The 24944-nt window shown below is 73.0% G+C and carries 22 protein-coding genes; 9 read left to right on the top strand and 13 right to left on the bottom strand.

The window, feature by feature from the left end:
• Window positions 1-183: 183 nt before the first annotated feature.
• Window positions 184-1536 carry a DUF4910 domain-containing protein gene (locus tag M0638_RS08160; RefSeq protein WP_248666474.1) on the bottom strand — a complete coding sequence of 451 codons (1353 nt, stop codon included), beginning with the start codon at window positions 1534-1536 and terminating at the stop codon, window positions 184-186.
• 1452 nt (window positions 1537-2988) lie between these two features.
• Between M0638_RS08160 and M0638_RS08155 the strand changes: the two genes are divergently transcribed.
• The 4 genes from M0638_RS08155 to rpoH all read left to right on the top strand — a co-directional run bounded on the left by M0638_RS08155 (window position 2989) and on the right by rpoH (window position 7063).
• Window positions 2989-4272 (top strand): class I SAM-dependent methyltransferase, encoded by a 1284-nt coding sequence (locus M0638_RS08155; protein ID WP_248666473.1) that lies wholly within the window; start codon window positions 2989-2991, stop codon window positions 4270-4272.
• A 220-nt stretch (window positions 4273-4492) separates the two neighbouring features.
• Window positions 4493-5200 carry an SDR family NAD(P)-dependent oxidoreductase gene (locus M0638_RS08150; protein ID WP_248666472.1) on the top strand — a complete coding sequence of 236 codons (708 nt, stop codon included), beginning with the start codon at window positions 4493-4495 and terminating at the stop codon, window positions 5198-5200.
• Between the two features lie 206 nt (window positions 5201-5406).
• A complete protein-coding gene (locus M0638_RS08145) occupies window positions 5407-5658 on the top strand; it encodes a hypothetical protein (RefSeq protein ID WP_248666471.1) in 252 nt (83 codons plus the stop codon).
• A 520-nt stretch (window positions 5659-6178) separates the two neighbouring features.
• Window positions 6179-7063: an RNA polymerase sigma factor RpoH gene (gene rpoH, locus M0638_RS08140; protein ID WP_248666470.1), complete on the top strand. Its 885-nt coding sequence runs from the start codon at window positions 6179-6181 to the stop codon at window positions 7061-7063.
• Window positions 7064-7517: 454 nt separating this feature from the next.
• Here rpoH and M0638_RS08135 read toward each other — a convergent pair whose 3' ends face one another.
• Window positions 7518-8045: a hypothetical protein gene (locus M0638_RS08135; RefSeq protein WP_248666469.1), complete on the bottom strand. Its 528-nt coding sequence runs from the start codon at window positions 8043-8045 to the stop codon at window positions 7518-7520.
• Window positions 8046-8350: 305 nt separating this feature from the next.
• Here M0638_RS08135 and M0638_RS08130 point away from each other — a divergent pair, with 305 nt between their 5' ends.
• From M0638_RS08130 to M0638_RS08120, 3 genes are all read left to right on the top strand, one after another.
• Entirely contained in the window at window positions 8351-8593 is a 243-nt protein-coding gene (locus tag M0638_RS08130) for a hypothetical protein (protein WP_248666468.1), read from the top strand.
• Window positions 8594-8833: 240 nt separating this feature from the next.
• Window positions 8834-9670, top strand: a complete 837-nt coding sequence (locus tag M0638_RS08125; RefSeq protein ID WP_248666467.1) for a TauD/TfdA dioxygenase family protein — start codon at window positions 8834-8836, stop codon at window positions 9668-9670.
• The gene (locus M0638_RS08120; RefSeq protein WP_248666466.1) at window positions 9667-10683 is read left to right on the top strand and encodes a Bug family tripartite tricarboxylate transporter substrate binding protein; all 1017 of its coding nucleotides are present in this window, start codon (window positions 9667-9669) and stop codon (window positions 10681-10683) included. Before M0638_RS08125 ends, M0638_RS08120 begins: the two co-directional genes overlap by 4 nt.
• 418 nt (window positions 10684-11101) lie before the next feature.
• On the opposite strand, the gene M0638_RS08115 is transcribed toward M0638_RS08120, so the two are convergent.
• From M0638_RS08115 to M0638_RS08100, 4 genes are all read right to left on the bottom strand, one after another.
• Entirely contained in the window at window positions 11102-11458 is a 357-nt protein-coding gene (locus tag M0638_RS08115; protein WP_248666465.1) for a DUF952 domain-containing protein, read from the bottom strand.
• A 222-nt stretch (window positions 11459-11680) separates the two neighbouring features.
• A complete protein-coding gene (locus M0638_RS08110; protein ID WP_248666464.1) occupies window positions 11681-13894 on the bottom strand; it encodes a hybrid sensor histidine kinase/response regulator in 2214 nt (737 codons plus the stop codon).
• A gap of 371 nt (window positions 13895-14265) precedes the next feature.
• The gene (locus tag M0638_RS08105; RefSeq protein ID WP_248666463.1) at window positions 14266-14796 is read right to left on the bottom strand and encodes a cell wall hydrolase; all 531 of its coding nucleotides are present in this window, start codon (window positions 14794-14796) and stop codon (window positions 14266-14268) included.
• Window positions 14793-15173: a hypothetical protein gene (locus tag M0638_RS08100; RefSeq protein WP_248666462.1), complete on the bottom strand. Its 381-nt coding sequence runs from the start codon at window positions 15171-15173 to the stop codon at window positions 14793-14795. The genes M0638_RS08105 and M0638_RS08100 overlap by 4 nt, the downstream gene beginning before the upstream one ends.
• A gap of 268 nt (window positions 15174-15441) precedes the next feature.
• Here M0638_RS08100 and M0638_RS08095 point away from each other — a divergent pair, with 268 nt between their 5' ends.
• Both M0638_RS08095 and M0638_RS08090 read left to right on the top strand, forming a co-directional pair.
• Window positions 15442-15684 carry a hypothetical protein gene (locus M0638_RS08095; RefSeq protein ID WP_248666517.1) on the top strand — a complete coding sequence of 81 codons (243 nt, stop codon included), beginning with the start codon at window positions 15442-15444 and terminating at the stop codon, window positions 15682-15684.
• Window positions 15685-16024: 340 nt separating this feature from the next.
• A complete protein-coding gene (locus tag M0638_RS08090) occupies window positions 16025-16711 on the top strand; it encodes a CBS domain-containing protein (RefSeq protein WP_248666461.1) in 687 nt (228 codons plus the stop codon).
• Window positions 16712-16938: 227 nt separating this feature from the next.
• Here the strand turns inward: M0638_RS08090 and terL are convergent, their stop codons facing one another.
• The 7 genes from terL to M0638_RS08055 all read right to left on the bottom strand — a co-directional run bounded on the left by terL (window position 16939) and on the right by M0638_RS08055 (window position 24833).
• A complete protein-coding gene (gene terL / locus M0638_RS08085; RefSeq protein ID WP_248666460.1) occupies window positions 16939-18372 on the bottom strand; it encodes a phage terminase large subunit in 1434 nt (477 codons plus the stop codon).
• Window positions 18353-18661 carry a hypothetical protein gene (locus M0638_RS08080; RefSeq protein ID WP_248666459.1) on the bottom strand — a complete coding sequence of 103 codons (309 nt, stop codon included), beginning with the start codon at window positions 18659-18661 and terminating at the stop codon, window positions 18353-18355. Before M0638_RS08080 ends, terL begins: the two co-directional genes overlap by 20 nt.
• Complete coding sequence (locus tag M0638_RS08075; protein ID WP_248666458.1) at window positions 18658-20934, bottom strand: glycosyl hydrolase family 28-related protein; 2277 nt, start codon at window positions 20932-20934, stop codon at window positions 18658-18660. The genes M0638_RS08080 and M0638_RS08075 overlap by 4 nt, the downstream gene beginning before the upstream one ends.
• A gap of 40 nt (window positions 20935-20974) precedes the next feature.
• Window positions 20975-21415: a hypothetical protein gene (locus tag M0638_RS08070; RefSeq protein ID WP_248666457.1), complete on the bottom strand. Its 441-nt coding sequence runs from the start codon at window positions 21413-21415 to the stop codon at window positions 20975-20977.
• The gene (locus M0638_RS08065) at window positions 21415-23298 is read right to left on the bottom strand and encodes a hypothetical protein (protein WP_248666456.1); all 1884 of its coding nucleotides are present in this window, start codon (window positions 23296-23298) and stop codon (window positions 21415-21417) included. Before M0638_RS08065 ends, M0638_RS08070 begins: the two co-directional genes overlap by 1 nt.
• A gap of 4 nt (window positions 23299-23302) precedes the next feature.
• On the bottom strand, window positions 23303-23872 hold the full coding sequence (locus tag M0638_RS08060; RefSeq protein WP_248666455.1) for a hypothetical protein: 570 nt from the start codon (window positions 23870-23872) through the stop codon (window positions 23303-23305).
• Window positions 23873-23999: 127 nt separating this feature from the next.
• Window positions 24000-24833 (bottom strand): phage capsid protein, encoded by an 834-nt coding sequence (locus M0638_RS08055; protein WP_248666454.1) that lies wholly within the window; start codon window positions 24831-24833, stop codon window positions 24000-24002.
• Between the last annotated feature and the right edge of the window lie 111 nt (window positions 24834-24944).

Raw genomic sequence — 24944 nt, 5'->3', positions numbered from 1 at the left:
CACGCCTGCGCCGATCGCGCAAGTGCGGCGGCAAGGCCGGCGACGCCACGGATTTCACGGGTCGGCGCCGTGCCGGCGGAACCGGGACCCGTCGCGGGGCGGCGCGGCCGCTCGCGGATCGCCCGCATCGTGATGCCGATGCGGCCGGGGGGCGTTCCCGTTACCGTCGCGCCGCCATGCCGGCTACCTGTCGCCGGCCTGCCTGTCGGAAGCCCGGGCGGGCGATGGATCCGCCCGGTTCAGCAGGCCGGCCGCCGCCAGCGCCTCGGCCGCGGCGGCCACTGCCGCGAACGGCTTGCCGGACCGCTCGGCGATATCGAGCAGGGAGTGGGTTCCGTCAGCCTGGTTGATGACCCAGAGCAGGGTGAGCTGGTCGAAGCGGCTCGACGGATCGGCCCCGATAGGCTGGCCTCCGATCGCCTGGTACAGGCCGCGGCGGCCGAGCTGCGGCTCGCCGTGGAGGCAGGTGCCGAGCGGCACGTAGTCCGCCTCGATCATGTCCACCAGGCGGCACAGCAGCGCGAGCGAGTCGGCGAGCGCCTCGGGGCGGACCAGTTCCAGGTCGTCCGCCGAGGTGTGGTACTCCGGATACTCGCCGTTCGGGGTGCGGGTGAGGCAGCCGACGGGCAGGTCGAAGCCGGGCGAGCAGTACTGCCGCTCGTCGTAGCCGTAGGGCAGGAACGGCCGGACGCGGTCGCCGTGGCCGCCGGCCCGGAGCTGGTAGGCGACGTAGCGGTCGATGTCCGCGTTCTCGCGCCGTGACCGCTTGTAGGTCGGCGGCCCGCCATCCCCGAGGCAGCTCAGGACGAGACCGTGCCGGATGCGGGCCGTCACCTCGCGGTTGAGATGCAGCCAGGTGATGGCCCCGATGGTGCCCGGCGCGAACAGGAACCGGTAGGTGAAGCGCCGGCGGGCGCGGCGTTCCAGGCGCTGCGCCAGCTCGATCGCGATGGCGATGGAGGACAGGTTGTCGTTGGCCAGCGACGGGTGGCAGCAGTGGATGGAGAACAGGACCTCGTCCGGCCCCTCGCCTGGCAGCACCATCTCGCCGTAGTTCAGCACGCCCGGCGCCAGCTCGGTGTCGATCGAGACGTGGTAGGCGGGATCGGTGAGTGCCTGGCGCTGCCGCTCGGCGAGGCAGAATCCCCAGCTGTTCGCGTAGTAGGCCGTGCGGTACGGGACCAGATCCGGCTGCTTCGGCAGGCTGTGGAGGTGGGCCTGCAATTCCTCGATCGGCACCACGCGGTCGACCGGATGGCTGTAGTGCACGAGGTGGAGGTTGGTGTCGGCGATATCCAGGACGACGTCGCCATTCAGGCGGCGCAGCGTCGCGCCGCGCACGGTCCACTCTTGCGGAACCTCCCAGTCCAGCACGGGCGTGCCGGTGGGAACCTGCCGGATCTGCAAGGGGATGGATTCGCCGATATAGGCCAGCGTCTGCCGCATCCCCTCGCCGGTGATGCTGCGGAAGATCGGGAAAAGGGCCGACACGTGCCGGTGGAGTTTCTGGCCGATGCCGTTCGGATCGAAATTCATCGAGGCGAGTCTCCAGTCCCGGATGCGGGAGGCAATTCCGGCCGGCAGCGGCCGCGGGCGTGCAAGGTCGCCACGTCGGGCGACGCGCGGACGCGGCGTGGCGGGCCCGGCCGGAGCGGCCGCTGCTTGGCGCGCCCCGCGACGCTGCCCGGCCCGGAGCAACGGGAACCTTCACGCGACGTCATGGGCGCCCGCTTCATGGTGGTCGGCGGCATCATGCCCGCGTCATGGCGACGATGCGGGGCCGTCCGGATGCGCTGTCGCCGAACGGCGCGACGCGATGCCTCGCGCCTGGTCCGGCCCGCCTGCCAGACCCTGACCGGGCGACCTGCCGCCCCGTCCGGCATCCCGTCCGGTACCCCATCTGGCGCGGCCTGTCCGGCCGGGGCGGACCCGCGCCGGCGAAGCGTGCCTCCGGGCCGACGGCAGCGCGAACATCCGCGGCGGCAGGCGGAGGTGGGCGCGACGTCGCGTCGCCTTCCCGCACCGCCGCGGTTCCCGGATCGTGCCCCGGATCGTGCCATGACGGGAGCGTATCCGGGGTCCCGGAAGGGGCCGGGCAGCCGGCACGGGCTTCGGAGCGGCAGACGGATGATCGACCCGACGGGCACATGCCTTCCGCAACTCTCCACGGCCTTGGCGACCGGGACCGGAAGCCGGCGCCGTCGTCGCTCTTTAAGGGCAAGGAATCCGAATTAAAAGACCGTACGCGACAGGTCCGACAAGCGTGTGGCGGGAGAAGCAGGAACCTGATTGGATTCTTCGCGAGGATACATGATTCAGATCATGGCCAATGGAAAGGCGTTCATTCGATTGCAGTATTCTACTGTGACGGTTCGGTCTCGAGTTGTCGATCCGCCGTAAACTGTCTGAATTCTGAATTGAAGTTTATTTATTATGAACCCGTTTCGATGATATCGTTGACCGGGACTTGAGACAAGTATGCCGGCAGTCGGCAGGGCCGAAATTTCCTGCTGGATTCCACTCCGTAAACGAATCTATCATGCTTCATGCTGTCGTGAATTTACGACAATGTCATGGTGTTGGCGCGCCTCAAAGATTGGATGCGCCACGCCTTCGGCCTCGGGTTCCTGCGAGGGGCGACATGCGCGGATTTCGTTGCGCCCGGTCGGGCGTCCGGTTGGCCGGGCATCGGGGACACGCCCGATGGGAAGGCGCGTACCTCAGTTGATGCGCGGCAGGACGGGAAGTCGCGGTGGGAGCACGGGCCGTCACGCCGATCGGGATTCCGCCGGGACAGGCCATGATCCGGCATCGCCGCCCTGCGGCTCCCCCTGCCCCCCTGCGGCTGCACGACGCGCCTGACCGGGCGGCTCCGCACCGGGGCCGTCATCGGCCCGGAACAGAAAACAAGGCGGCCCCATAACCGCCGACTCCGCACAACAAAGGTCCGACATGCCGGGACCCAACATGCTGTGATGGAAGCCAACCATGTTCATAAGCGATGTGCCCGTTGCCCTGCAGGAGTCGTCGCCGGCCGCCACGAGCGCGTGTCGTTGCCGGCTGTGCGGCAGCACGCTGAGCGAGACCTTCGCCAACCTCGGCATGTCGCCGCTGGCGAATTCCTTCATCGACCCTCGGCGCGCCGACCGGATGGAGCCGTTCTATCCGCTGCATGCCTTCGTCTGCAGCCGGTGCTGGCTGGTGCAGCTCGGCGAGTTCGAGAGCCCCCAGGCGATCTTCGGTGACTACCTGTACTTCTCGTCATTCTCCGACAGCTGGCTCCGCCACGCCGAAGCCTACGCGGCGCACATGATCGGGCGCCTGGGCCTGGATGGCGGCGCGACGGTCGTGGAGATCGCCAGCAACGACGGCTATCTGCTGCAGTACTTCCAGCGCGCCGGCGTGCAGGTGCTGGGCGTCGACCCGGCGGCCAACGTCGCACGCGTCGCCGTCGACAAGGGCATCCCGACGGAGGTGGCCTTCTTCGGCGCGGAAACGGCGTCGCGGCTGCGGGCACGCGGCGTGTCGCCCCGGCTGATGACGGCCAACAACGTGCTCGCCCACGTTCCCGACATGCACGATTTCCTCGAAGGTTTCCGCGTGCTGCTCGCGCCGGACGGCGTCGTCACCTTCGAGTTCCCGCACCTGCTTCGCCTGATGCAGGAGAACCAGTTCGACACCATCTACCACGAGCACTTCTCCTACCTGTCCCTGCTGGCCGTGGAGCGGGCGCTGGGCGAGCACGGCCTGACCGTCTTCGACATCCAGGAATTGCCGACGCATGGCGGCTCGCTCCGGGTCTTCGCGCGGCATGCGGAAGCCGCCGCGCCGGCGGTGACGCCGGCGGTCGAAGCCATGCGCCGCCTCGAACTGGAATTCGGGCTCCGCGACATCCGCACCTATCGCGCGTTCGCGTCGCGTACCGTCGCCATCAAGTGCGATCTCCTGGAGTTCCTGGTGAACGCGCGCCGGCAGAACCGCAGCGTGGCCGCCTACGGCGCGCCGGCCAAGGGCAACACCCTGCTGAACTACTGCGGCGTCGGGCCGGAGCTGATCAGCTTCACGGTGGATCGTTCCCCGCACAAGCAGGGCCTGCTGCTGCCGGGAACCCGCATTCCCATCCTGTCGCCCGAGGCGATCACGGAGCGCAAGCCGGACATCCTGCTCATCCTCCCCTGGAACCTGTGCGACGAGATCGTGCAGCAGATGGGGGTGATCCGGGACTGGGGCGGGGAGTTCGCGGTGCCCATCCCGACCATACGCACCCTGTAGGCGTGCGGCATCCGCTCTCCTTCGCGCGACATGGCGTCGGGCGGCTCGTGGTGCATGATGGGGCGCATGCCGGGGCGCACGACGGGCATGCTTCTGCGGGTGACGGCCGGGGTCGGCGATACGCCGACCCGCGGCCGGCCATGAGGGCCCGCGGGCGGGCGGACCGGCGCCGCACGGTCCGGCGCCCCTCGACCGGCTCGAATCCAGGATGACCCGCGACGTGTCAGGCGACGAATGGGCCCTCGTAACCGGTGCGGGCAGCGGCATCGGCCTGGCGATCGCCCAGGCCCTGGCCGCGCGCGGCACGCGGCTGATCCTCGTCGGCCGGCGACCGGAGGTTCTGCATCGCGCGGCCGCCAGCCTGCCGGTCGAGGCGATGACGGTTGCCGCGGACGTGGCGACGGATGCGGGGATCGATGCCGTCTCCGCGGCGCTGCCGGCATCGCTCGGCATCCTGGTCCACAGCGCCGGGATGTTCCACCACGGGCCGGTCGCCGCCACCACGCCCGGAACCTGGGATCGACTGTTCGGCGTCAATGTCCGGGGGCCGCTGGCGCTCACCGCCGCCTGCCTGCCGCAGCTCCGGCGCGCGCGCGGACAGGTCGTGTTCGTCAACTCCACCGCCGGACTCGGCGGCAGTCCCGGCAACGGTGCCTACGCCGCGACGAAGCAGGCCCTGCGGGCGGCGGCCGACGTGCTCCGGCAGGAGATCGCCGCCGAGGGCATCCGGGTACTGAGCGTCTACCCCGGGCGTACCGACACGCCCATGCAGGTCCAGGTCCTGCAGGCGGAGAACAGGCCCGGCGGCGATGTCGCCCTGCTCCGGCCGGAATACGTGGCCGACGTGGTGATGGCGGCGCTCTCGCTGCCTGCCGATGCCGAACTCGGCGATCTGGTCATCCGGCCCAGGCGGCCGGGCCCGCCCTGAGGCGTGGGCAGGCCGGCCCGCGGCCCGGCGGGGAAGGAGGGTCTCTCTCCTCCCGGTCCATCCATGTCCTGGATGATGCGGATCGTGCCTTTCGATTGGCCAGGGCGGCCACCGGCCACGCATGCTGCGGCCGAGGCGGGGGCATCTGGCCGGGACAAGGCATCCGGCCCGCCCCTCCCGCCCCCGCCCTCCAGGGAAACCCGGCCATGCCCCCTGCCGCTCCGCTCGCCGCCTTCGACGACCGCCTCGGCTGGCGGGCGCGGATGTCCTGGGCGCTTCCCGCCGGCGACGCTCCGGACTGCCCGACGTCCCGCCCGGCGACCCGTCCGGTGCGGGCGGGCGTGCGGGCGGCGCGGCCGCCCGTGGAGTTGCGACTCCGGGACTGCGGCACGCCGGCCGTGTTCTGGCACTGCTGGAAGGAGCGGACCCTGTCGCCGCTGGGCGTCATGGATGCCTGAAACCGGGGGATGCCTGAAACCGGGCGCCCGCCCGCGACGCCGCTTCCGGACCGCGCCGTTCTTCCGACACGCTGCGGGAGGCGGGCCCGGCGGAGCGGAAACCCCCGCCATCCCCGGCCGGCGACGGGAAATGGCGGTGCCGGCGTCAGGAACCCCCAAAGCGATGGGAAAAGGGTTCCGTGGCAGGATAGGCTCGGTTCCGGAGACGCCCGGGGCCAGGCACGCCCTGCCCGCACGCCGACGGGCCCGCACGCCGACGGAAACGGGCGCCGGCGCCCGATTAACCTACTACCCAGGTCGGATTTTCTTGCATCCGGGGGACAGACGTCCTATAAGGATCCCCTGGCAATGCCCGACATGGGTGCCACTTCAAGGATGGCCACACCCCTCCTCGCCTCGACGTGACCGAGGCCAAGGCGGACATCCGGGCCCATAGGGCGTTTCAGACTGCCAGATCAGGTCGCGAGCCGATTGCCGCCGTCACGGGGCAGCCAGGTCCGCACAGGAGGCAGACGATACAATGGCTTCCACGTCGATGATCCCCATCGCTCCCGAAGGCAACCTCTCGCGTTACCTCCAGGAAATCCGGAAATTCCCCATGCTCTCCCCCGAGGAGGAGCTGGAACTCGCCAAACGTTGGCGCGACCAGGAGGATCATCAAGCCGCTCACAAACTCGTGACTTCGCACCTACGACTCGTCGCCAAGATCGCGATGGGCTACCGCGGCTACGGCCTGCCGGTGGGTGAGCTGATCTCCGAGGGCAATGTCGGCATGATGCAGGCGGTGAAGCGGTTCGACCCGGACCGCGGCTTCCGCCTCGCCACCTACGCCATGTGGTGGATCCGCGCCGCCATCCAGGAATACATCCTGCATTCCTGGTCGCTCGTGAAGATGGGCACCACGGCGGCGCAGAAGAAGCTGTTCTTCAACCTCCGCCGGCTCAAGGGCCAGATGGCGGCGCTGGAGGATGGCGACCTCAAGCCGGAGCAGGTCGAGAAGATCGCCCGCGTGCTGGCGGTGCCGGAGCAGGACGTGGTGGCGATGAACCGTCGCCTCGCCAGCCCCGACAACAGCCTGAACGCGCCCGTCCGCGCCGACAGCGAGGGCGAGTGGCAGGACTGGCTGGTGGACGACGCCGAGAGCCAGGAAACCGAGCTGGCCGAGCGCGAGGACATGTCCAACCGCCGCCAGCTCCTGGGCGAGGCGCTCAAGACCCTGAACGAGCGCGAGCGCCACATCCTGATCGAGCGCCGGCTGAAGGACGAGCCGACCACGCTGGAGGAGCTGAGCCAGCAGTACAACATCAGCCGCGAGCGCGTACGGCAGATCGAGGTCCGCGCCTTCGAGAAGCTGCAGAAGTCGATGAAGACGCAGATCGTCGAGCGCAGGCTCGCCGTGGCCTGAACCCGGGACGACCCGACGCGGCCCCGGCACGGGGGCCTGCGGCCGGGCGGAAGCGGGGCGCGCTGCCGCCGGCTGGCGCGCCTGGGTTGGCGGTCGGCGGCGGCATTACCGGCCCGGCGGCACGCGCGCCGCTGCCCTGGCCGTCCGTCGCGTCGCGGATGTTGATCCGAGCCTTCCCACGCCGCCGATCCTGACGGGTCGGCGGCTTTTCCGTCCGACGCTCCGCGGTGAACCCGTCCCAGACGGGGTCCCTGCCGCGGCCCGGGGCTTCCCGTCCCGATGCGGGCGGTGGGCTCGCCCGGCCCGTTCCGTCGTCGGAGATCGCCCGGGGGATCCCGGGGAAGCCTCGCTTCCCACGCTTTCTCGGCGTGGCTGACCCGGAAGAGGGCAGGCCGCCGAGACGCGGGAGACCCCGGTCGGGCCGGCCGGCAGCAGGGTCGCGGCCGGACGGCCGTCAGTAGTAGCCGGCCGGCCCGTAGGGCGCCTTCCGGTAGGGCACCGCCGGGCCGTACCACAGGACCGGGGGTCCGCCGGGCACCGCGCCATAGGGCGGGGCGACGTCCCAATCCACCACGTCGGGCGGCATGGGCGCCGCGTTGCCGGGGCGTTGCGCGTAGCGCGGGGTCCGCGTCGGGAGCGCACCCCGACCGCGAGGTGGCGTCGGCGGCACCGGCAGCGCCGCCTGCCGCCCCTCCCGCCGGGCCTGCGGGGGCCGCGGCGTGGAAAGGGCGGCGACGGTGCGGACACGCGCCGGGGGCGTGGGCGGCACCGGCAGCACCGCCACCGGCGGGGGCAGTGGCGCGGGCGCGGGCGGTGTGGCGGCGGCCGGGCGCAGCGCCTCGATGGGCGACGGGCCCTCGACCAGCCGCGTCGCCCCTGCGATCGCCGTCTCGGTCGGCAGCGTGAGACGCAGCGCCGTGGCCGCCGCGCAGACAACCGCCAGGCAGGCCGCGCCACAGAGAACGAAGGGTCGGAAGGTCATGATTCGGTTTGGCTCGGTTCCCGGAAACCTCGGGGGCCGGTCCGTGGTGCCGGACCGGCTCCCTGGCCGGGATCGTAGGCGGCCCGCCGCCGGGGCGGTAGCATCCGCGTCCCGCCCCGGCCCCGTTGCCGGCCGGCGTGCCCCTGGCGCCACAGCGTGGCGCCAGGGAAACGGAACCGGCGCCCGAGGCACCGGTTTACCTTGCCGATCCTGCCTTTCCCCCTTATGTTGCACTGCAACAAAACCGTGGTGCGTCGGCTTCCGCACCGCATCGATTCCTTCCAGGGAAGGCAAGGCAGAGAACGATGGGCCGAATAACGGTCGTGCAATTCCGCGAGTACCGGCAGCATCAGCTCGAGCTGCTGGACCACGGCAAGGCGGGATACCAGGTCATCATCCATCCGCCGGCACGCCTCGGTGGCCCGCGCGAGGTGCCGCGTGGACAGGAGCCACGCACCTTCGCCGAGATGATCCAGGCGGCGAAGGAGGAGATCGACGTCATCATGGGCCCCCGCCCGCCGCCGCGCATGGGCTGGTCGCGCGGCTGAGGCGAACCGCCCCGCCGCCGGGCAGCCCGCGCCGCCGCGCCGGCCTTCGCGGCCACCGGCGGGCCCCACGGCATCGCCCCTCCCCGGAAGGGCATCTCCTGCCGCGCGGCGGTTCCGCGCCGCGTCCGGCAACGGTCCTTGCGCCGGCCCGAGGCGCGGTTTGCCGACTTCGCCACGCGGCGCTATAGGCGCTCCTCCGAAGAGCGGCAGCACGCCGCCGGCAGGGGGGGGGACGCGCGCATGGACGCCAGCAACCGGGGCTTCAGCGTCGAGCCCCTGGCCGGCGCGCTCGGCGCCGAGATCCTCGGCGTGACCCTCTCGCCCGACATGCCGGATGCCGCCATCGACGCGATCCGCCGCGTCTGGCTCGACCACGCCGTGGTCTTCTTCCACGACCAGCAGCACCTCACCGCCCCGGATTTCGCCGCCTTCGCGCGCCGCTTCGGCGAGGTGGTGGAGTACCCCTTCGTCAGAGGGCTGCCGGAGGCGCCCGAGGTGATCCCGGTGGTGAAGCTGGAGCACGAGCGCACCAATTTCGGCGGCCTCTGGCACAGCGACACCGCCTATCTCGAACGCCCGCCCATGGCGACCATGCTGATCGCGCGCGAGATTCCGCCCTTCGGCGGCGACACGCTCTTCGCCAGCGGCCACGCCGCCTACGAGGCGCTGTCGGACGGCATGAAGCGGCTGCTCGACCCGCTGAAGGCCGTCAACAGCTCCGCCAAGGCCGACGTCACCCGCACGCGCGAGGACCGGGTGAACAGCCAGGAGCGCACGGTGTTCGAGGCCGAGCACCCGGTGGTCCGCACCCATCCCGAGACCGGCCGGCGCGCCCTCTACGTCAATTTCGGCCACACGCTGCGCTTCGCCGGCATGACCGAGGCGGAGAGCGAGCCGTTGCTGCGCTTCCTGTTCGAGCACCAGTCGCGCCCGGAATTCACCTGCCGCTTCCGCTGGCGCCCCGGTTCCATCGCCTTCTGGGACAACCGCGCCGCGCTGCACAACCCGATCAACGACTACCACGGCTACCGCCGCGTGATGCACCGCGTGACCCTGGCCGGCGACCGGCCGCGATGAGCCCGCCCCGGAATCCCGCCCTGCCCGCCTTCGCCACGCCGCGGCGCGCCCTGTTCGGCGGCCTCGCCGCCCTGCCCTTCCTGCCCCGCGCCGCGCGCGCCGCCGGCTGGAGCCCGAGCAAGCCGGTGACCCTGCTGGTCCCCTTCGCGGTCGGCGGCACCACGGACGTGATGGCGCGCCTGATCGCGCAGCCCATGGCGAAGCACTTCGGCCAGCCCGTGGTGGTGGAGAACGTCACCGGCGCCGGCGGCAACATCGGCGCCGGCCGCGCCGCCCGCGCGGCGCCGGACGGGCACACCGTGTTCCTCGCCCATGTCGGCGTGTTCAGCATCAACCAGCACCTCTACCGCAACATCCCCTTCGAGACGGCGCGCGACTTCGTGCCGGTCGGGCTGGTCGCCACCAACCCGATGCTGCTGGTGGTCTCCACCGCCTCGGGCATCGACAGCCTGGACAAGCTGAAGGCCCGCGCGCGCCAGGGCGACCTGCGCATCGCCACTTCCGGCACCGGCACCACGCTGCACATCGCGGCGCTGCAATTCCTCAGCGCCGTCGGCGGCCGCGCCGACCTGATCCCCTATCGCGGCGGCGGCCCGGCCACCAACGACCTGATGGCCGGCAACGTGGACATGCTGGTGGACCAGGCCCTGACCTCGATCCCGACGGCGCAGAGCGGCAAGGCCAAGGCGCTCTGCGTCACCGGCCCCGCGCGCCTCGCCGCCCTGCCGGACGTGCCCACCACCGCCGAGCTGGGCCTCGCGGGCTTCGACATCGAGATCTGGAACGGACTCGTGCTGCCGGCCCGCACCCCGCCCGCCATCGTCGCGGCGCACGAGGCGGCGCTGGCGGCGGCGCTCGACGACGCCAACGTGCGCGCGCGCTTCGCGGAATCCGCGGCCCGCGCCCCGGAGGGCGAGGAACGCTCCGCGCGCCATCTCGGCCAGCTCATCGCGCGCGACGCGGAGCGCTGGGGCAGGCTGCTGCGAGAGGCGGGCGTCGAGCGCGAGGGCTGACCACGCGCCCCGGGAGGGGGCATCGGACTTCCCCGCCCCCTGCCGGCACGCTCCACCCCGCCTTCCGGCTTCCCCGGCGCGAGCGACGGGGCATTCTGCCGGGCCCTGTCCTCGCCGGGCGGCGAGGGGACGGGGTGGGCGGGCGGCCGACATCGGCGGCACGCCCCGGCCCGGACGGGCATCGGCCCGAGAAGGACCGTCCTGACGCCTGGAGCCGCTCCGGCCTGACTGGATCAGGCCGGAACGGCTCCAGCCTTCGATTCGGCGCATTTTCCGAGGCGCCGGATGCGTACGCCCAGCTCGAAAATGCGCCATGGAGCGCGACCCGGGACCCTATGCCGGGAGGTCGTGGAGGGCGACGCCTGCCGTCGAGACCGCCGCTCCCGCCGGCAGGGGATGCACGATCCGGCGACCCGTATCAGGCGATGCCGTTGGGGAATTCGTGCCGTCCGTCCGCGCCGAGCGGCAGCCGGGTCACGGCCTGGACGGCGTCCAGCGGCAACGGGCCGTAGAGATGCGGGAACAGGCCCGGCCGGCTGCCGCCCGAGGCGGCCTCCCAGCGCAGCGCGGCTCCCAGCGCCGCGGCCTTCACCTCCACCAGCCACAGGTCCCGCACGCCGGCTCGGTGCTTCGCGGCGCTCTCGCGCACCTGGGAGGCGGTGGAGAAGTGCAGGAAGCCGTCGCGCCGGTCGTCGGCGCTGCCGGTATAGGCGCCGGCGGCCTCGGCCGCCTGCCAGTCGGTGCCGCGCACCAAGGTGTAGATCGTGCTCTCCATGCGGCCCGTGTAGGGCAGGACCGCCCCGGGCGGGAATCGACGGCTGCGAAGATCTGCTCTGCCGGGAAAGGGCGCGCCCGGCCCGCGGCCTTCCCCGGCGGTCCGGCGCGGCGCCCCGGCGGGTCTGCCCGACGGCGACGGGCCCGACGGCGCGCGGGCATGGCCGTCGGGCAGACGGCCACGGGAGCGTCGCGGGGCGGCGGCCGGGGCGCGTGAGGCTGCTCAGCCCTGGCCGATCATCGCCCGGATCCGCGCCGCCAGCGCGTCTACCGCGAAAGGCTTGGTCATCACCTGCAGCCACCGGTCGGACCCGCCCTGGCCAAGTCCTTCCTGGCCAAGTCCTTCCTGGCCGATCACCGCCGCCTCGGCATAGCCGGTGATGAGCAGCACCTTCAGGCCCGGCCGCTCGATCCTCGCCGCGTCGGCGAGCTGGCGCCCGTTCATGCCGCCGGGCAGGCCGACATCGGACACCAGCAGGTCGACGCGGGCGCCGGATTGCAGCACGCGCAGCCCCGCGGCGGCGTCCCCGGCCTCGATCGCGGCGTAGCCGAGATCCTCCAGCACCTCGACGACCAGCATGCGCACCGTGGGCTCGTCGTCCACCACCAGCACGGTGCCGCCCCGAGCCGCCCGCGCCGCCCGCGGCGCCGCGGGCGGCGCGGCGGCCACGGGCGGCGGGGCGACCGCGTGCCGGGGCAGGTCGAGCACGACCGTCGTCCCCTCCCCCGGCGCGGTGCGCAGGCGCACCTGCCCGCCCGACTGCCGGACGAAGCCGTAGATCATGGAAAGGCCGAGGCCGGTGCCCTGGCCGAGCGGCTTGGTGGTGAAGAACGGATCGAAGGCGCGGGCCGCGACCTCGGGCGCCATGCCGACGCCGGTGTCCGAGACCTCGATCGACACGTGGTCGCCCCGCGACAGCCCGCCCTCGGCCGCCGCCCCCTCGCCGAGCGGCACGTTGGCCGTCGCGATGCGCAGCCGGCCGCCCTCGGGCATGGCGTCACGGGCGTTGATGGCGAGGTTGAGCAGCGCGTTCTCGAGCTGGTTCGCGTCGCACAGCGTCGGCCACAGCCCGGGCGCCGGCGCCGTCTCCACCGCGATGGCGGGGCCGACGGTGCGCCGGATCAGCTCCTCCATGCCGGCGACCAGCCGGTTCACGTCGGTGGGGCGGGGGTCCAGGGTCTGGCGGCGGGAGAAGGCGAGCAGCCGGTGGGTCAGCGCGGCGGCGCGGTCGGCGGCGCCCTGGGCCGCCTCGATGTAGCGCTCCAGCCCCTCGGTGCGGCCGGCGGCGAGGCGGCGGCGCAGCAGGCTCAGGCTGCCGCCGATGCCGGTCAGCAGGTTGTTGAAGTCGTGCGCGATGCCACCGGTGAGCTGGCCCACCGCCTCCATCTTCTGCGCCTGGCGCAGCTCCGCCTCGGCCGCGCGCAGCGCCGCGGTGCGGGCCTCGACGCGCGCCTCCAGCGTCTCGTTCAGGCGGCGCAGCGCCTGCTCGCTGACGCGCAGCGCGTCCTCGGCGCGCTTGCCCTCGGAGACGTCGGTGCCCTGCACGAAGATGCCGCTCACCGCGCCGTCCGGCTCCACGATCGGCTGGTACACGAAGTCCACGTAGGAGAGTTCCGGCTCGGCGCCGGGGCGGCGCTGGAGTCGCACGGGAAGCTGGCGGCCGACGAAGGCGCGGCCGGAGTGGTACACGCCGTCGAGCAGGTCGGTGAAGCCCTGCTCGGCCACCTCCGGCAGCGCCTCGACGACGGGGCGGCCGGTCACGTCGCGGTCGCGGCCGACCAGCTCGGCATAGGCGGCGTTGACGAACTCGAAGACGTGGTCCGGGCCGCGCAGCACGGCGACGAAGCCCGGCGCCTGCTCGAAGAGCTGGCGCAGCCGGCCGCGCTCGGCGAGCAGCCGGCGCTCGGCCATCACCTTCTCGGTGGTCTCGGCGCAGGCGCAGAACATGCCGGCGACCCGGCCGCCCTCGTCGCGCACCGGCGTGTAGGAGAAGGAGAAGTGCGCCTCCTCCTTGTAGCCCCGGCGGTCCATGACGAAGGAGATGTCGTCCATGTGCGTGCCCTCGCCTGCGTAGGCACGGTCGAGGATCGGGCCGACATCCTGCATGATGTCGTGCCAGATCGCGGCGAAGCGGGCGCCGAGTGCCGCGGGGTGGCGGCGGCCGAGCAGCGCGACGTAGCCGTCGTTGTAGAGGACGATCCGCTCCGGCCCCCAGGCGATGAACATGGGCTGGCTGGAGCCGAGCATCACGGCGACCAGGGTGCGCAGCGGCTGCGGCCAGCGGTCGGCCGGGCCGAGCGGGTTGCCCGCCCAGGGAAAGGCGCGCATCGCGGCGCCCATCGTGCCGCCGCCGGCCAGGAAGTCGAGGCCGGCCACCGGCGCTCCGCCCGCCGGCGCGTCGGCGCGCGGGATCTCCCGGCTGGTCGTGCCGCTCATGCGGCCATCCGACGCGTGCCGCGCCGAGAGGACGCCCCTACGCCGTCGCGACCCAAACCCAGCCTCCCACGGCCTTCGCCGGCGATCCCGACTAGCCGGCCCGGCAGTGATATCGGTACCGGAAGGCCGTGCCAACAAGGGGGCCACGTCGCCCCCGGCCCGGCAGGCCTCGGAAGCGGAACATGCTCCGCGAAAGGCGCGGCGGACGAGGCCACCCGGGCGGGCGGTGGCCATGCGCCGGTCATGCGGGCCCGCCCTTGTGCGGACCCGCCTGATTCGCCGGCCCGGCGCGCGGCCCCGTCCCGCAGCCCCGCACGATACCGGCCGGGCACAAGCCATGGCCTGTGCCGGCCGGCATCGCGCCGCCCGTATCACACCACGGCGAGCCCCGGCCCGGGCCGTGCCGGCCGGCCGGCGCCGTCCCGGCCTTCCAGGCCGTAGAACACCATCCCGCCGCACTCGGCCAGCGGCACCTCGCCCACCGCCCAGCCCGGCAGGATGGCGGCATCGTGGTAGTGGGTGGCGCCACCGGTCGGATCGGGCAGCGCGCCGGCCACGGCGCGGGCGGCGATGCGGCGGCAGATCGCCAGCGCGCCGTCGCCTTCCGGCACCGCCAGCATGGCCCGGTGACGCGGATGGTTCGGGTTCCAGCAGGGGAACTGGAAGGGGGCGCGGCAGACGCCGGCGATGCCCTGCCCCCAGTGCCGCGCCCGCTGCTGCACCTCGCCCGGCGCCGCCGTGATGCGGGCCCGGTTCACGACCAGGGCCGCCAGCGCCTCGATGGCGCGCACCGGGCGCGTCCCTGCCTCGGCCCAGAGGGTGCGGGCGAGCACGGCGATCGTCTGCGCGGCATCGTGCCGGGCGGCGGCGGGCGGAAGGGCGGCGTTCGAGGCGGCGCTCATCGGGCGGGTTCCTGCTCGGGCGGGATGGAGGGTGCCGTGGCGTGCGGCGGGGTTGGCGGGAGAGGACGTCCGGGCGGCTCGGCGGCGGCCCGGGCGAGCCTCTCCAGCTTGTTCTCGATGCGCAGCAGGTGCTGCGTCAGGCGGGCATCGACGTCGCGGATCAGCGACAGCGGCACGTAGGTGCGGGCGACGTCGTGCTTGAACTCGGCCAGATCGTCGCGCGTGCGGCTGACGGCATCGGAATCGCGGCGGTCGCCGCGCTCGATGCGGCCGTCGAGGTCGCGTCGCAGGCCGTGGATCATGCGGAACAGCGCCGCCACGACCGGGATCTCGACGACGGTGATCCACCAGGACGGGTCGATGGGACCTGCCGGCATCGCGGGCTCCTTTGCGGGGGTTGGGGCCGGGGGAAAGGGGAAGGCCGACGGAAGCGGTCCCGGGGTTCGGGACGAAGGCGGCGATGGGCGACCGAAAGGGCCGGCGGGGGCTTGCGTGCCCCCTGCCGATGCGGTTCCTGGGCAGGCGCGGATCGGCGCCGGGCGGCATGCGGCCGTCCCGGTCGCGGCGACGAGCATCGAGGCGGGACCGTCCCGGCGTGGCGGGGCCAGCCCGGCCACGGACGGAGGACCGGCGTTGAACGAGCGGCTGTGGGACCAGCCTTATCTGGAGACCTGCTGCCGGGCGGCGCTGCATCGGCTGAGCCTCGCCGGCACCAGCGGCCGCCCCGCGGACCTGAAGGACGGGCCCTGCCTGGAGCGGCTGGAGACGATGGGCTTCTGCGCCCGCCGCCGTGACGGGCGCTTCGAACTCACCGCGGCCGGACGGGCCCGGCACGGCAGCGAGGTGCTGGGGCGGCCGGCGGCACGGCCCGCCGGCAACGCCGCCTGACGCGCGCGGCGGTGGCCGGTCCACCCCGCGCGGGCGGGCCGGGCGGACCACCCGCGCGGGGGGCAGACGGCCGGCGGCGCGAATCCGCCCTGAAAACAAGGACCTGCAGCAAACAGCAGTCCCAGCCGGGCCGAGGTTTGCTGTAGACCTGTCGCCGTAGACCTGGATCAATTCCGGCGACCGGCCGGCACGCTAAAGCGGTTTCCACCTGACCGTGTCAGGTGGAGGCCGGGTATTTCCCGCGGGATGCCGCGCGGCGCCCGCCGGGGCCGCGCCGTGCCCCATGCCACGGCCCCCGACCGTCGGACGGTCGGTGGACGCAACGAAAGGAGGAGCCGAGATGCAGGTTCGCGATGTCATGACCAAGGGTGCCCTGACGGTGCGCCCGGAAACCCCGGTGCGGGCCGTGGCCAGCCTGTTCGCCGAGCGTGGCATCTCCGGCGCGCCGGTGGTGGACGCGGACGGCACGGTGATCGGCGTGATCAGCGAGGGCGACCTGCTGCGCCAGATTGCCGCCCCCGAGGAGAAGCCGCGCTCCTGGCTGCACCGGCTGATCGACTCCGCGCCGAGCCAGGCGCTGAGCTACGCCCAGGCGCATGGCCGCACGGTGCGCGACGTGATGTCCGCCTCGCCCATGACCATCGGCGAGGAGGACAGCGTCGCCCATGCCGCGAAGCTGCTGGAGGAGCACCGCATCCGCCGCCTGCCCGTGGTGCGGGACGGCAAGCTGGTCGGCATCCTCTCGCGCGCCGACCTGATGAAGGCGCTGCTCTCGGCCCCGGAGCCGGGCGCCACGACCTCCACCGACGCCGAGATCGAGCGCCGCCTGAACGCCGAGATGCGCCGGCAGTCCTGGACCGGTGCCTACTACATCTTCCCGAGCGTGCAGGACGGCGTCGTCTCCTTCAACGGCTTCTGCGACTCCCGCGACGTGGAGCGGGGCCTGCGCGTGCTGGCGGAAGGCATCCCGGGCGTGAAGGAGGTGCGCTTCGACCTCGCCCCGGTGCCGCCGCCGATGATCGCCTGAACCGGGGTTCCGGTTCGGCTGCGGGGAAGTTCGGGGAAGGCGCCGCCTTCCCCGGCCCCCATCCGGCAGGAGGGCGAGGCCCTCCTGCACCTCTGTTCGTTCGGGGCCCGGGTGTTGCGACCGCCGGGACCTCTCTTCCGACATGGGGGATCCAAGGGGGCTTCGCCCCTTGGCGGGGATCGAAGGGGCAGCGCCCCTCGCCGGGGTCCCGGGGCGGAGCCCCGGTCCTAGCCCCGCCACCCCGGCCCCCGCACCGCCGGCGCCACGCGCGGCAGCCGCACCGGCTCCGCCAGCAGGCACCCCGCCACCGCGTCCAGCGCGTCGTCCCGCACGCTCGTCGCCTTCGGGTGCCATTCCGCCATCTCGCGCGGGAAGGGCGTGCGGAACACGCTTTCATGCGCATGCAGCCGGCGCGCCGCGAGGGCGGGATCGAGCGCCGCCAGGATGCGCTCGGCCTTGTTGCGGTGGCTGTGGTGCTCCAGCACGGCGCAGGCGGCGCCGGCCAGCGCCATCTCGCGCTTCAGCAGCCCGGGCAGGAAGCGGCCGAGACCGTTGGTCTCGACGCGCACCACGGGCAGGCGCAGCTCGCGCGCCAGGCGCGCCACGGCGCGGCACTGCTGCGTCGCGGCGTCGTCGGGCGCGTCGGGGTCGTGCGTCAGGTAGAGCAGACGGTGCAGGTGGTGGTTGCCCTCGCCGTCGTTGAACACCACGGCGAGCACCGAGGCGTCACCGCCCTCCGGACGCCCGTAGGCCGGGTCCCAGAAGCCGCCGCCCGCCAGCAGCCGGCGGCCGAGCAGGGTCAGCAGCCCCTGCCCGTTCGCCTCGCGGTACTCGGGCTCGGCGTCGTAGCGGACCAGGGCGGCCGGATCGAGCCGCGCCGCCTCCGACGCCACCGCCTCCAGCAGCATCTGCCGGCGGAAGTGCAGCGGCCCGACGCGGTCGCGCAGCGCGGCGACGGTGGCGCAGGGAAAGCGCTCCGGCCAGGCGCTGCGGCCGGCCGTGTCGAGCAGCGGCACGGTGAGGCGGCGATAGCCGGCGAGATACGCCTCACCCCGGTCAGGATGCAGGTACAGGCTCTCCGCCGTGTGCGGCGTGCCGACATAGAGGATGGTGCCGTCGGGCACGAGCACGAACTCCGTCTCGGTCAGCCGCTCGCGCAGCTCGGCGCGCTTGCCCGGCGTGTCGCAATTGCCGGGCACCTCGACATCGTCGCAGACGATCACCTCGGCGCGCGTGCCGGTGATGTTGCCGCCGATGCCCTGCGCCAGCATGGAGGGATCGCGCAGCGCGCCCTCCCGCGCCACGGTGAAGCGGTCCGAGGCCCAGGCCTCCGGCGCGTCGGGCAGCAGGTGGCGGCAGAGCAGGTGGCGCTCGATGATCCGGCGCACCGTCGCCACCATCTTGGTGGCGAGCGGCAGGTCGGCCGCCAGCACCAGGATGCGCGTCTCCGGCCTGAGCGCCAGCAGCCAGGCGCAGTACAGCCCGACCAGCGTGGACTTGCCGCAGCCGCGGAAGGCCTGGAGCAGCAGGCGCCGATGGCCGGCCGAGCGGGCATCCTGCAGCCAGCGGGCGATGCGCCGGTGCAGCGGCGGCGTCACCTGCCCCTGGGCGTTGTTCCAGAGCCAGAGGAACTCGACGAAGTCAGCCGGCGCCGTCGTCATCCATCTCCCCTTCGGCGTTGCCGTCATCCTCCGCCGCCATGCGGCGGCGCAGGTCGTCGAGCAGCGCGGCGGCCGGCGCCGCCGCCTCGCCGCCATCGGTCCGCCCGAGCTTGATGAGGTGCTCGACATGCGCGAGCGCCGCGCGGCAGGCGGCATGGTGCGCGGCGAACAGCTTGGCATCGCCGCCGCTGGCGGGTGCCTCCTCGATGAAGCGCTCGTAGTCCCGATAGACGCGCCGGATCGCCGGCCCGGTATCCGGCAGCAGCGGGGCCTTGCCGCGCCGGCTCATGCCTTCTGCACCCGCAGGCGCAGCGTGCCGGCGTCGAGCGTGATGCTGCCCCCGGCGCGGTTCCAGAGCGTCACCATGACGTAGTTGTTGCGGCTGACCTGGCCGAGCAGCACGATCGCCGAGTTGTTCTGGCTGTAGCCCACCTGCACGAAGTCGCCGACGCGGGCACCGGTGACGGCGATCTCCGTCTGCACGTTGGCGCCGCCGGCGATGGCGGGCGGGGTGTAGGCGGATTCCACGACGATCTCGCGCCGGCCGAGCGGCAGGCCCGGCAGCCCGTACAGCACGGCGGGCGAGAAGGCCGGGTCGCAGGCGAGGCGCATCGCCCGCACCTCGTAATCCGTGTCGATGCGGGCGAGACCGATGATGGCGTAGGCCACGCCGGCATCGAGGCGGACGGTCTGGAGGCGGGTCAGGCCGGCATCCGTCATGTCGGCCGAGGCCTGCCACCAGCGCGGACCGGCGGCGTAGGCGACCGACTGGCCCGAGAGGCGCACGAGGTTGCCGCTGGTCAGCAGGTTCATGCCGGCATCGAAGCACTGCACCACGAGGCGCGGGCTGTCGGCATCGACGGCGAGCGCGAATTCGCGGCAGTTGCGCGCATCGACGACGAAGCCGAGGCCGCGCCCGCCGGTCAGCACCACGCCGCGGTCGCTCAGCCCGTAGGCGTCGAGCGCCGGATAGGCGAGGCCGGCCAGGGTGGTCGGCGAGCCGGCGGGCGAGGTGGACAGGCAGGCCAGCTTCTCGAAGCCGTACTCGGTGGCGCTCCAGCGGATCGCCGCCGCGCGCAGGCTGGGCACGGAGGCCAGCTCGCGCACCGCCTCGCGGTGCCCCCCTGCCTGGTGCAGGCTGCGCACCACGGAGCCGACGCGCGTCGCGGTGGCGGTGTAGTCGATGTCGAGCAGGTAGCCCTGGCTGGCCCAGGCGATCTCGTACAGGTGATCCTGCGCGCCGCCGGTGTGGCGCGCGACATAGGCCGAGCACGCCTCCATGCGGATGTCGCGCGCGATCAGGCCGCGGCTGGTCACGTCGCTCAGGAACGGGATGCCGGCGAAGGGCTTGTCGCGCGCCTGGAGCGAGAAGGACGGCCCGTCGAAGATGTGCCGGTTGTGCGCCACGTAGGCCCCGGCTTCCGCCGAGAGGCGAACGCCGAAGCGGTCGATCACCCAGTCCCGCGTGGTGCTGGTGACGGCGAACTGGCCGCCGTAGTAGCGGTGCGAGTTGTTCCAGCCGCTCGCCGTGCCGGTGTGGATGTCGAGCCCGATCCGGTTGTCCACGAAGCGGCCGAGGAAGAAGGTGCATTCCTGCATGCCGGTGGCGTCGCCCAGCGTGCGCGCGCCGATGGTGAACTTCTCGACCTGCAGGATCTCGATCCGGCAGCCGTCGAGGTTGCGCAGCAGGATGCCGATGTCGGCCTCGCTGCTCCAGTCGGCCTGCGCGTTGCGCAGGACGCGCAGCCCCATGTAGACCTTCTGCCGGCCGCGCGACGTGCCGCCGTCGCCGATGATCAGCGCCGCCCGGCCGTCCGGCCCGGCGTAGAGGATGCTGCCGAGCATCACCAGGCCGGCCGCCGCCGTGGGCAGGCCGAGCGGCTGGGTGACGCGGAACGTCCCCTCGCCGATCTCCAGCAGCTTGCCCGAGGCGCCGGCGGCGTTCATCGCCGCCTGCAGCGCCGGCCAGTCGTCGGTGGCGCCGTCGCCCACCGCGCCGAAGTCGCGCGCGGTCAGCCGCTCGGCCATCTTGTCCTCGACGGTGCGCGGCACGCCGCCCGGATACGCCACGCCGAGCAGCCCGTCGCCGCGGTCGAACACCGCGACGTCGCCGCTGCCGTCGAAGCCGAGCAGACGGTTGGCGCGCGCCGCGCGCAGCGGCAGCGTGACCCGGCCGCCGACCTCGGCGGGGTCGAGCCGCAGCGCATTCCCGATGTCGTCCTGCACCTCCTGGAGCGCGGCGGTCTGGAAGTCCAGCTCGTCGTTCAGCGTCCTCGCGCGCAGCACGCCGTTGCTCTGGAAGTCGGTGATCCGCTCGACGGTCAGCCGGCGGCGCAGCGTCACCAGCGTGCCGGCGGCGGGCGCGCTGCCGAGCACGATGCTGCCGCCCTCGGACTGGCCGGCGCCGAGCACGGTGAAATTTCCGTTCGGCACGCCGTCCAGGCGCAGCTCGATGTCCCCCGCCTCGAAGATCGGGAAGGGATAGGTGAAGGCGGTCTGGACGCCGTCTGCCGCGTACTGGACGCGCGGCGCGACGTCGCCGATCCGGATGTGCTCGGCCATGCGGGTCTCTCGGATTCGGGGGCGGGGACGGCGCGGCGGCTCAGCCGATCAGCGACTGCAAGACCGAGCCGAAGGAGCGGCCGGCATTGAGGAAGTCGCCGAAGGAGCTGTCCGGGGCGAGCAGCGAGCGCGGCTGCGCCGCGAGCTGCGTGTTGAACTCCTGGTCCGCGGCATCCTGCGTCGCCGCGGCGCGCTGGCGGATGCCGGACGCCACCGCGCCGGCCGAGCCGTCGCCCGGCTGCAACCCGGCGCCGCCGGCCTCGGCCGCGGCGCCGGCGAGGTTCTGCGCGAGCTGCGTCGCGCGCGCCTGCCGCCCGGTGTCGTAGTCCGCGGCCAGCGCCTGGGTGCGCGCGAGGTTCTGCGTCTGCGCCAGCCCGCGCTGCGCCTGCGCCATCTCGCGCTCCTCCAGGCCCTGGCGGACCTGGCCGTAGATCTGCGCGCCCGCATTGGCGAGCGAGGCATAGGAGGAGAGCTGGGACATCAGTCGTTCATCCTCGCATCCGTCGTGACGGAGAGCAGGGTCAGCGGCAGCGGCGCGTCGTCCTCGATGCGCCAGAGCGGCCTCATGGCGTCGCGCCGCCAGCCGAGGCCGCGCAGCATCACGTCGCCGCTGTAGGCGGGCGGCGCCGCGTCGAGCAGCGCCGTGTCGAGCCGGCGGAACGGCACGGGCTGCGCGCCCTGGCCGAGATCGACCGCGAGCGCCGCCGTCTCCAGCAGGCGGAAGGTCACGGAGACCAGCCGCAGCGGCGCCGCGCTGACGCCCGCGCCGAGGGTGAGCGCGGGCGGCAGCGGCTCGATCACGTGGCTGAAGGGCAGCCCGGCCTGCACCGTGCCGGCCTCCTCGTCGAGCGTGATCGCGCCGCCCGCCACCGTCTCGTCGTCGCGCGGCGCGCCGTCGGCCAGCACGCCGACGGTGCGCCCTTCGAGATGGTCGAGCCCGGTCCACCTCACCTTCGCCGGGCTCGCCGTGCCGGAGAGCGCCGCGTCGAGGGAGAGCGCCGCGTCGAACCGCTCCAGCCGGAAGCCGCCGGCGCGCTCCACCACGGCCCAGACCGTGCCCTCGATCTCGGCGAGGTCGCGGAAGGCACCGTCCGTCTGCTGCGCGGTCCAGGCCGTCACCTCCTCGGTGCGGTAGAGCGTCAGCGTCGCCAGCGTGCCGTCCGCCATCGCCGCGTGCAGCAGCCGCCCGACCTGGTCGTAGCAGAGCGCCACCGGCGTCTCGATCAGGTGCTTGACCAGCAGCGTCAGGTCGTTGACCTGCCAGGCGCCGATCGTGGTGGTCGCGTAGGCCAGCTCCTGCACCGCGCGCCCGTTGCGGGCGACGAACAGGGTGGAGCCGTCCACCTCCACCGGCGGCACCATCCGCGCGACCGGCGAGCCGATCCGGGTCTGCCGGTTGAGCTGGATCGAGGCGGGCGTCAGCGGCTCGCCGCTCACCGTCCACTCGCTGCCCGAGGTGAAGACCTGCAGCGCGCGGCCCGAGAACAGGCCGCGCACCGCGTTCACCTGGTCGGAGACGATGCCGAACTCGATCGCCTCGTCGTCGAGCCCGGTGCCGAGGTCGAAGTCGAACAGGTCGCCCGAGCGCGACAGCCACAGCCGGTTCGGCAGGTCGCGCGAGCCACCGATCACGAGGCGCCCCTGGTGGAAGCCCATCGTCACCGGCCAGCCATGCACGGCGGAGAAGGCGGCCTCGTCCCAGTCCCGCGTCGCGGCGGTGGGCACCGGCGTCTCCTCCACGTTCGCCGTGGCCTGGGTCGCGGAGGCCACCGCCGTGACCAGCACGCGCTTGCCGCCGATCCGGAACTGCGTGCCGACATGCGCCGCCGCGAACGCTGCGCCCGAGGCCGTCAGCGTCACGCTGCCGCTCGCCGCCGAGGCGGTCAGCGTCACGGCGGGATCGACGAAGCGGTGGAAGGGCTGGCGGGTGAAGACCAGGCCCTGCACCGTCCAGCTCGCATCCGCGGTGCGGGTGATGCGCTGCGTCTGCATCGCCGGATGGCAGAGCAGCAGCGTGTCGGCGCTCTGCGTCCAGGCGAGCTGCGGCAGCATCGCCGCCGTCCACGGCCCGGCCACGGCGGCCAGCAGCGCGTCGTCGCGATAGACCGAGAGCAGGCCGTCCGTCAGCACCAGCAGGTAGGTCTGCTCGGTGTTGAACTCGAAGGCGATCAGCCGCGCCGCACCCGGCAGCGTCGCGACGTGCCGCAGCCCGGGCCGGCGCGTCACGCCACCCGTCGGCTGGATGAACACGTTGCGCAGCGTCGCGGCGCCGTTGGCGTAGGCGCGCAGGTCGACGCGCCCGAGCAGCGCCGGCGAGACCTCGCCGGCGGTGAAATTGGTCTGGACCGAGCGGATCGCGGCCATGCGCTCAGCCCCGGACCGCGATCAGCGGGAAGTCGGTGATGGCGCGCGGCGTGTCCTGCTGGCTGTCCACCAGCCTCGCCGCCTCCAGCTCGGCATCGGCGCGCCGGTACAGCATGTCGGTGCGGCTGCTGTTCTCGGTCAGCGGCAGGCAGAATTCGGCCGCGAGGCGCGCCACCAGCGCCGCGGCGAAGTGCGGCGGGAAGCGGCTCTCGTCGGGGCGGAACAGGTAGCTCAGCACCACCGTCGGCGAATCGCAGAGCAGCCGCTGCTCGTCCAGCCGGTAGGCCAGCCCGCTGCCGCGCCCGCAGGCGCCCGCCGAGAGCACGCGCATCAGGTCGGCCGGCACCTGGAAGGCGTAGGCGTAGTCGGCCACCGGCGAGGCGGCGAGACGCGGCAGCGTCGCCTGCGCGCTGGCGAAGCCCCAGGGGTGGGCCGAGAGCAGCGCGTCGCGCGTCGCGGGATAGAGGTTGGCCGCCACCTCCGCCTCGGCCGTGCCTTCCTCCAGCGAGGCGATGGGCTGGGCACCGATCTTCAGCAGGGCGCGCGAGCAGAGGGCGAGCGCGTTGAGCGCCATGATGGCCTCCAGCTATGGGACGGGCAGCGATGGGACGGGCAGCGATGGGGCGGGCGGATGGAACGGGAACCGGGAGAAGCGGCCCCGGCGGCGACGCGCCGCCGGGGCCCGTCTCAGCCCGCGCCGGTCACTCGCGGCAGCGCATGCGCACCACGCCGGTGCCGTCGATCAGCGCCGCGCCCTGCGACATCATGTTGTTGACGAAGTGCGCCGCGCGGTCGCCGTGCCAGGTGATGTCGGTCACCACCTCGGAAGCCACGGCATGGCCCACCGCGTTCCGGTGGAAGAAGTAGCAGTAGCGCGTGGTGCCGTTCTTGGTCAGGCCCGAGTGCGGCAGCCACAGCGCGCCCAGCCACTGCTTCGCCTGCGTGCCCTTCCAGGGCAGCGCGTCGTCGCCGACATACATCGCGTTGGCGAATTCCTGGATCTGCAGCAGGTCGCTCCACTGCTTCCAGCCCACCACCGCGAAGCGGTTGCCGTCATCCGGCACGTCGGCCGCGCCGAGCATCTGGAAGGCCAGCAGCACCTTGGCCTTGGTCAGCCCGTCGCCGTCCGTCGTGCCGGCATCGGTGCCGATCGCCTCGCTCGTCGCCGTGTCGAGCGCCGCGATGATCAGCTCGTCGGTCTTGCGGCCCAGCGCGTAGGCGCCGGCATGCGCCACCACCGCGCGCTCGTCCACGTTGGTCTTCAGCTCGTCGAGCTTGTCGATCCAGTCGCCCGCGTAATAGTCCTGCAGGAAGCACTCGACCGTGCTGTGGTCGAGGTTCATCACCGGCACCGAGCCGTTGCGCGCCTTGGCGGCCGCCGTGCCCTTGCCGACGCGCGGGAAGATGGTGGAAGCGCCGCGCACGCCGGTCTTGGAGCGCACCGTGCCGCGCAGCTTGGAGCCCTGGCGCTGGAAGGCCTCGTGCACCTCGGCCTGGAACTGCTTGATGAAGGCCTGGTCGATGGAAGCGGACATGCGTCGCCTCTTGAGTGGGGTTGCGGCCGGAATCGACGCCCACGGCTTGCCCGCTCGCGCGGGGCCGGAGACGGCGCAGCACGCCGCGCGCCCGCGCGGAGCGCGGGTTGG

This window comes from Roseomonas acroporae (genome assembly GCF_023223525.1).
GTDB classification, from domain to species: domain Bacteria; phylum Pseudomonadota; class Alphaproteobacteria; order Acetobacterales; family Acetobacteraceae; genus Roseomonas_E; species Roseomonas_E acroporae.
The sequence above is the reverse complement of the archived record's forward strand: the minus strand, read 5'-3'. Positions and strand labels throughout refer to the sequence as shown.

Excerpts from the sequence above, each read along its gene's own strand:
- M0638_RS08070 (WP_248666457.1), bottom strand. The coding sequence starts at position 21,415 with ATGTCCCAGCTCTCCTCCTATGCCTCGCTCGCCAATGCGGGCGCGCAG.
- M0638_RS08145 (WP_248666471.1), top strand. The coding sequence starts at position 5,407 with ATGCCCCCTGCCGCTCCGCTCGCCGCCTTCGACGACCGCCTCGGCTGG.
- M0638_RS08080 (WP_248666459.1), bottom strand. The coding sequence starts at position 18,661 with ATGAGCCGGCGCGGCAAGGCCCCGCTGCTGCCGGATACCGGGCCGGCG.
- M0638_RS08155 (WP_248666473.1), top strand. The coding sequence starts at position 2,989 with ATGTTCATAAGCGATGTGCCCGTTGCCCTGCAGGAGTCGTCGCCGGCC.
- M0638_RS08120 (WP_248666466.1), top strand. The coding sequence starts at position 9,667 with ATGAGCCCGCCCCGGAATCCCGCCCTGCCCGCCTTCGCCACGCCGCGG.
- M0638_RS08110 (WP_248666464.1), bottom strand. The coding sequence starts at position 13,894 with ATGAGCGGCACGACCAGCCGGGAGATCCCGCGCGCCGACGCGCCGGCG.
- M0638_RS08075 (WP_248666458.1), bottom strand. The coding sequence starts at position 20,934 with ATGGCCGAGCACATCCGGATCGGCGACGTCGCGCCGCGCGTCCAGTAC.
- M0638_RS08055 (WP_248666454.1), bottom strand. The coding sequence starts at position 24,833 with ATGTCCGCTTCCATCGACCAGGCCTTCATCAAGCAGTTCCAGGCCGAG.
- M0638_RS08135 (WP_248666469.1), bottom strand. The coding sequence starts at position 8,045 with ATGACCTTCCGACCCTTCGTTCTCTGTGGCGCGGCCTGCCTGGCGGTT.
- M0638_RS08115 (WP_248666465.1), bottom strand. The coding sequence starts at position 11,458 with ATGGAGAGCACGATCTACACCTTGGTGCGCGGCACCGACTGGCAGGCG.
- M0638_RS08130 (WP_248666468.1), top strand. The coding sequence starts at position 8,351 with ATGGGCCGAATAACGGTCGTGCAATTCCGCGAGTACCGGCAGCATCAG.
- M0638_RS08090 (WP_248666461.1), top strand. The coding sequence starts at position 16,025 with ATGCAGGTTCGCGATGTCATGACCAAGGGTGCCCTGACGGTGCGCCCG.
- M0638_RS08105 (WP_248666463.1), bottom strand. The coding sequence starts at position 14,796 with ATGAGCGCCGCCTCGAACGCCGCCCTTCCGCCCGCCGCCGCCCGGCAC.
- terL (WP_248666460.1), bottom strand. The coding sequence starts at position 18,372 with ATGACGACGGCGCCGGCTGACTTCGTCGAGTTCCTCTGGCTCTGGAAC.
- rpoH (WP_248666470.1), top strand. The coding sequence starts at position 6,179 with ATGGCTTCCACGTCGATGATCCCCATCGCTCCCGAAGGCAACCTCTCG.
- M0638_RS08160 (WP_248666474.1), bottom strand. The coding sequence starts at position 1,536 with ATGAATTTCGATCCGAACGGCATCGGCCAGAAACTCCACCGGCACGTG.
- M0638_RS08125 (WP_248666467.1), top strand. The coding sequence starts at position 8,834 with ATGGACGCCAGCAACCGGGGCTTCAGCGTCGAGCCCCTGGCCGGCGCG.
- M0638_RS08100 (WP_248666462.1), bottom strand. The coding sequence starts at position 15,173 with ATGCCGGCAGGTCCCATCGACCCGTCCTGGTGGATCACCGTCGTCGAG.
- M0638_RS08065 (WP_248666456.1), bottom strand. The coding sequence starts at position 23,298 with ATGGCCGCGATCCGCTCGGTCCAGACCAATTTCACCGCCGGCGAGGTC.
- M0638_RS08060 (WP_248666455.1), bottom strand. The coding sequence starts at position 23,872 with ATGGCGCTCAACGCGCTCGCCCTCTGCTCGCGCGCCCTGCTGAAGATC.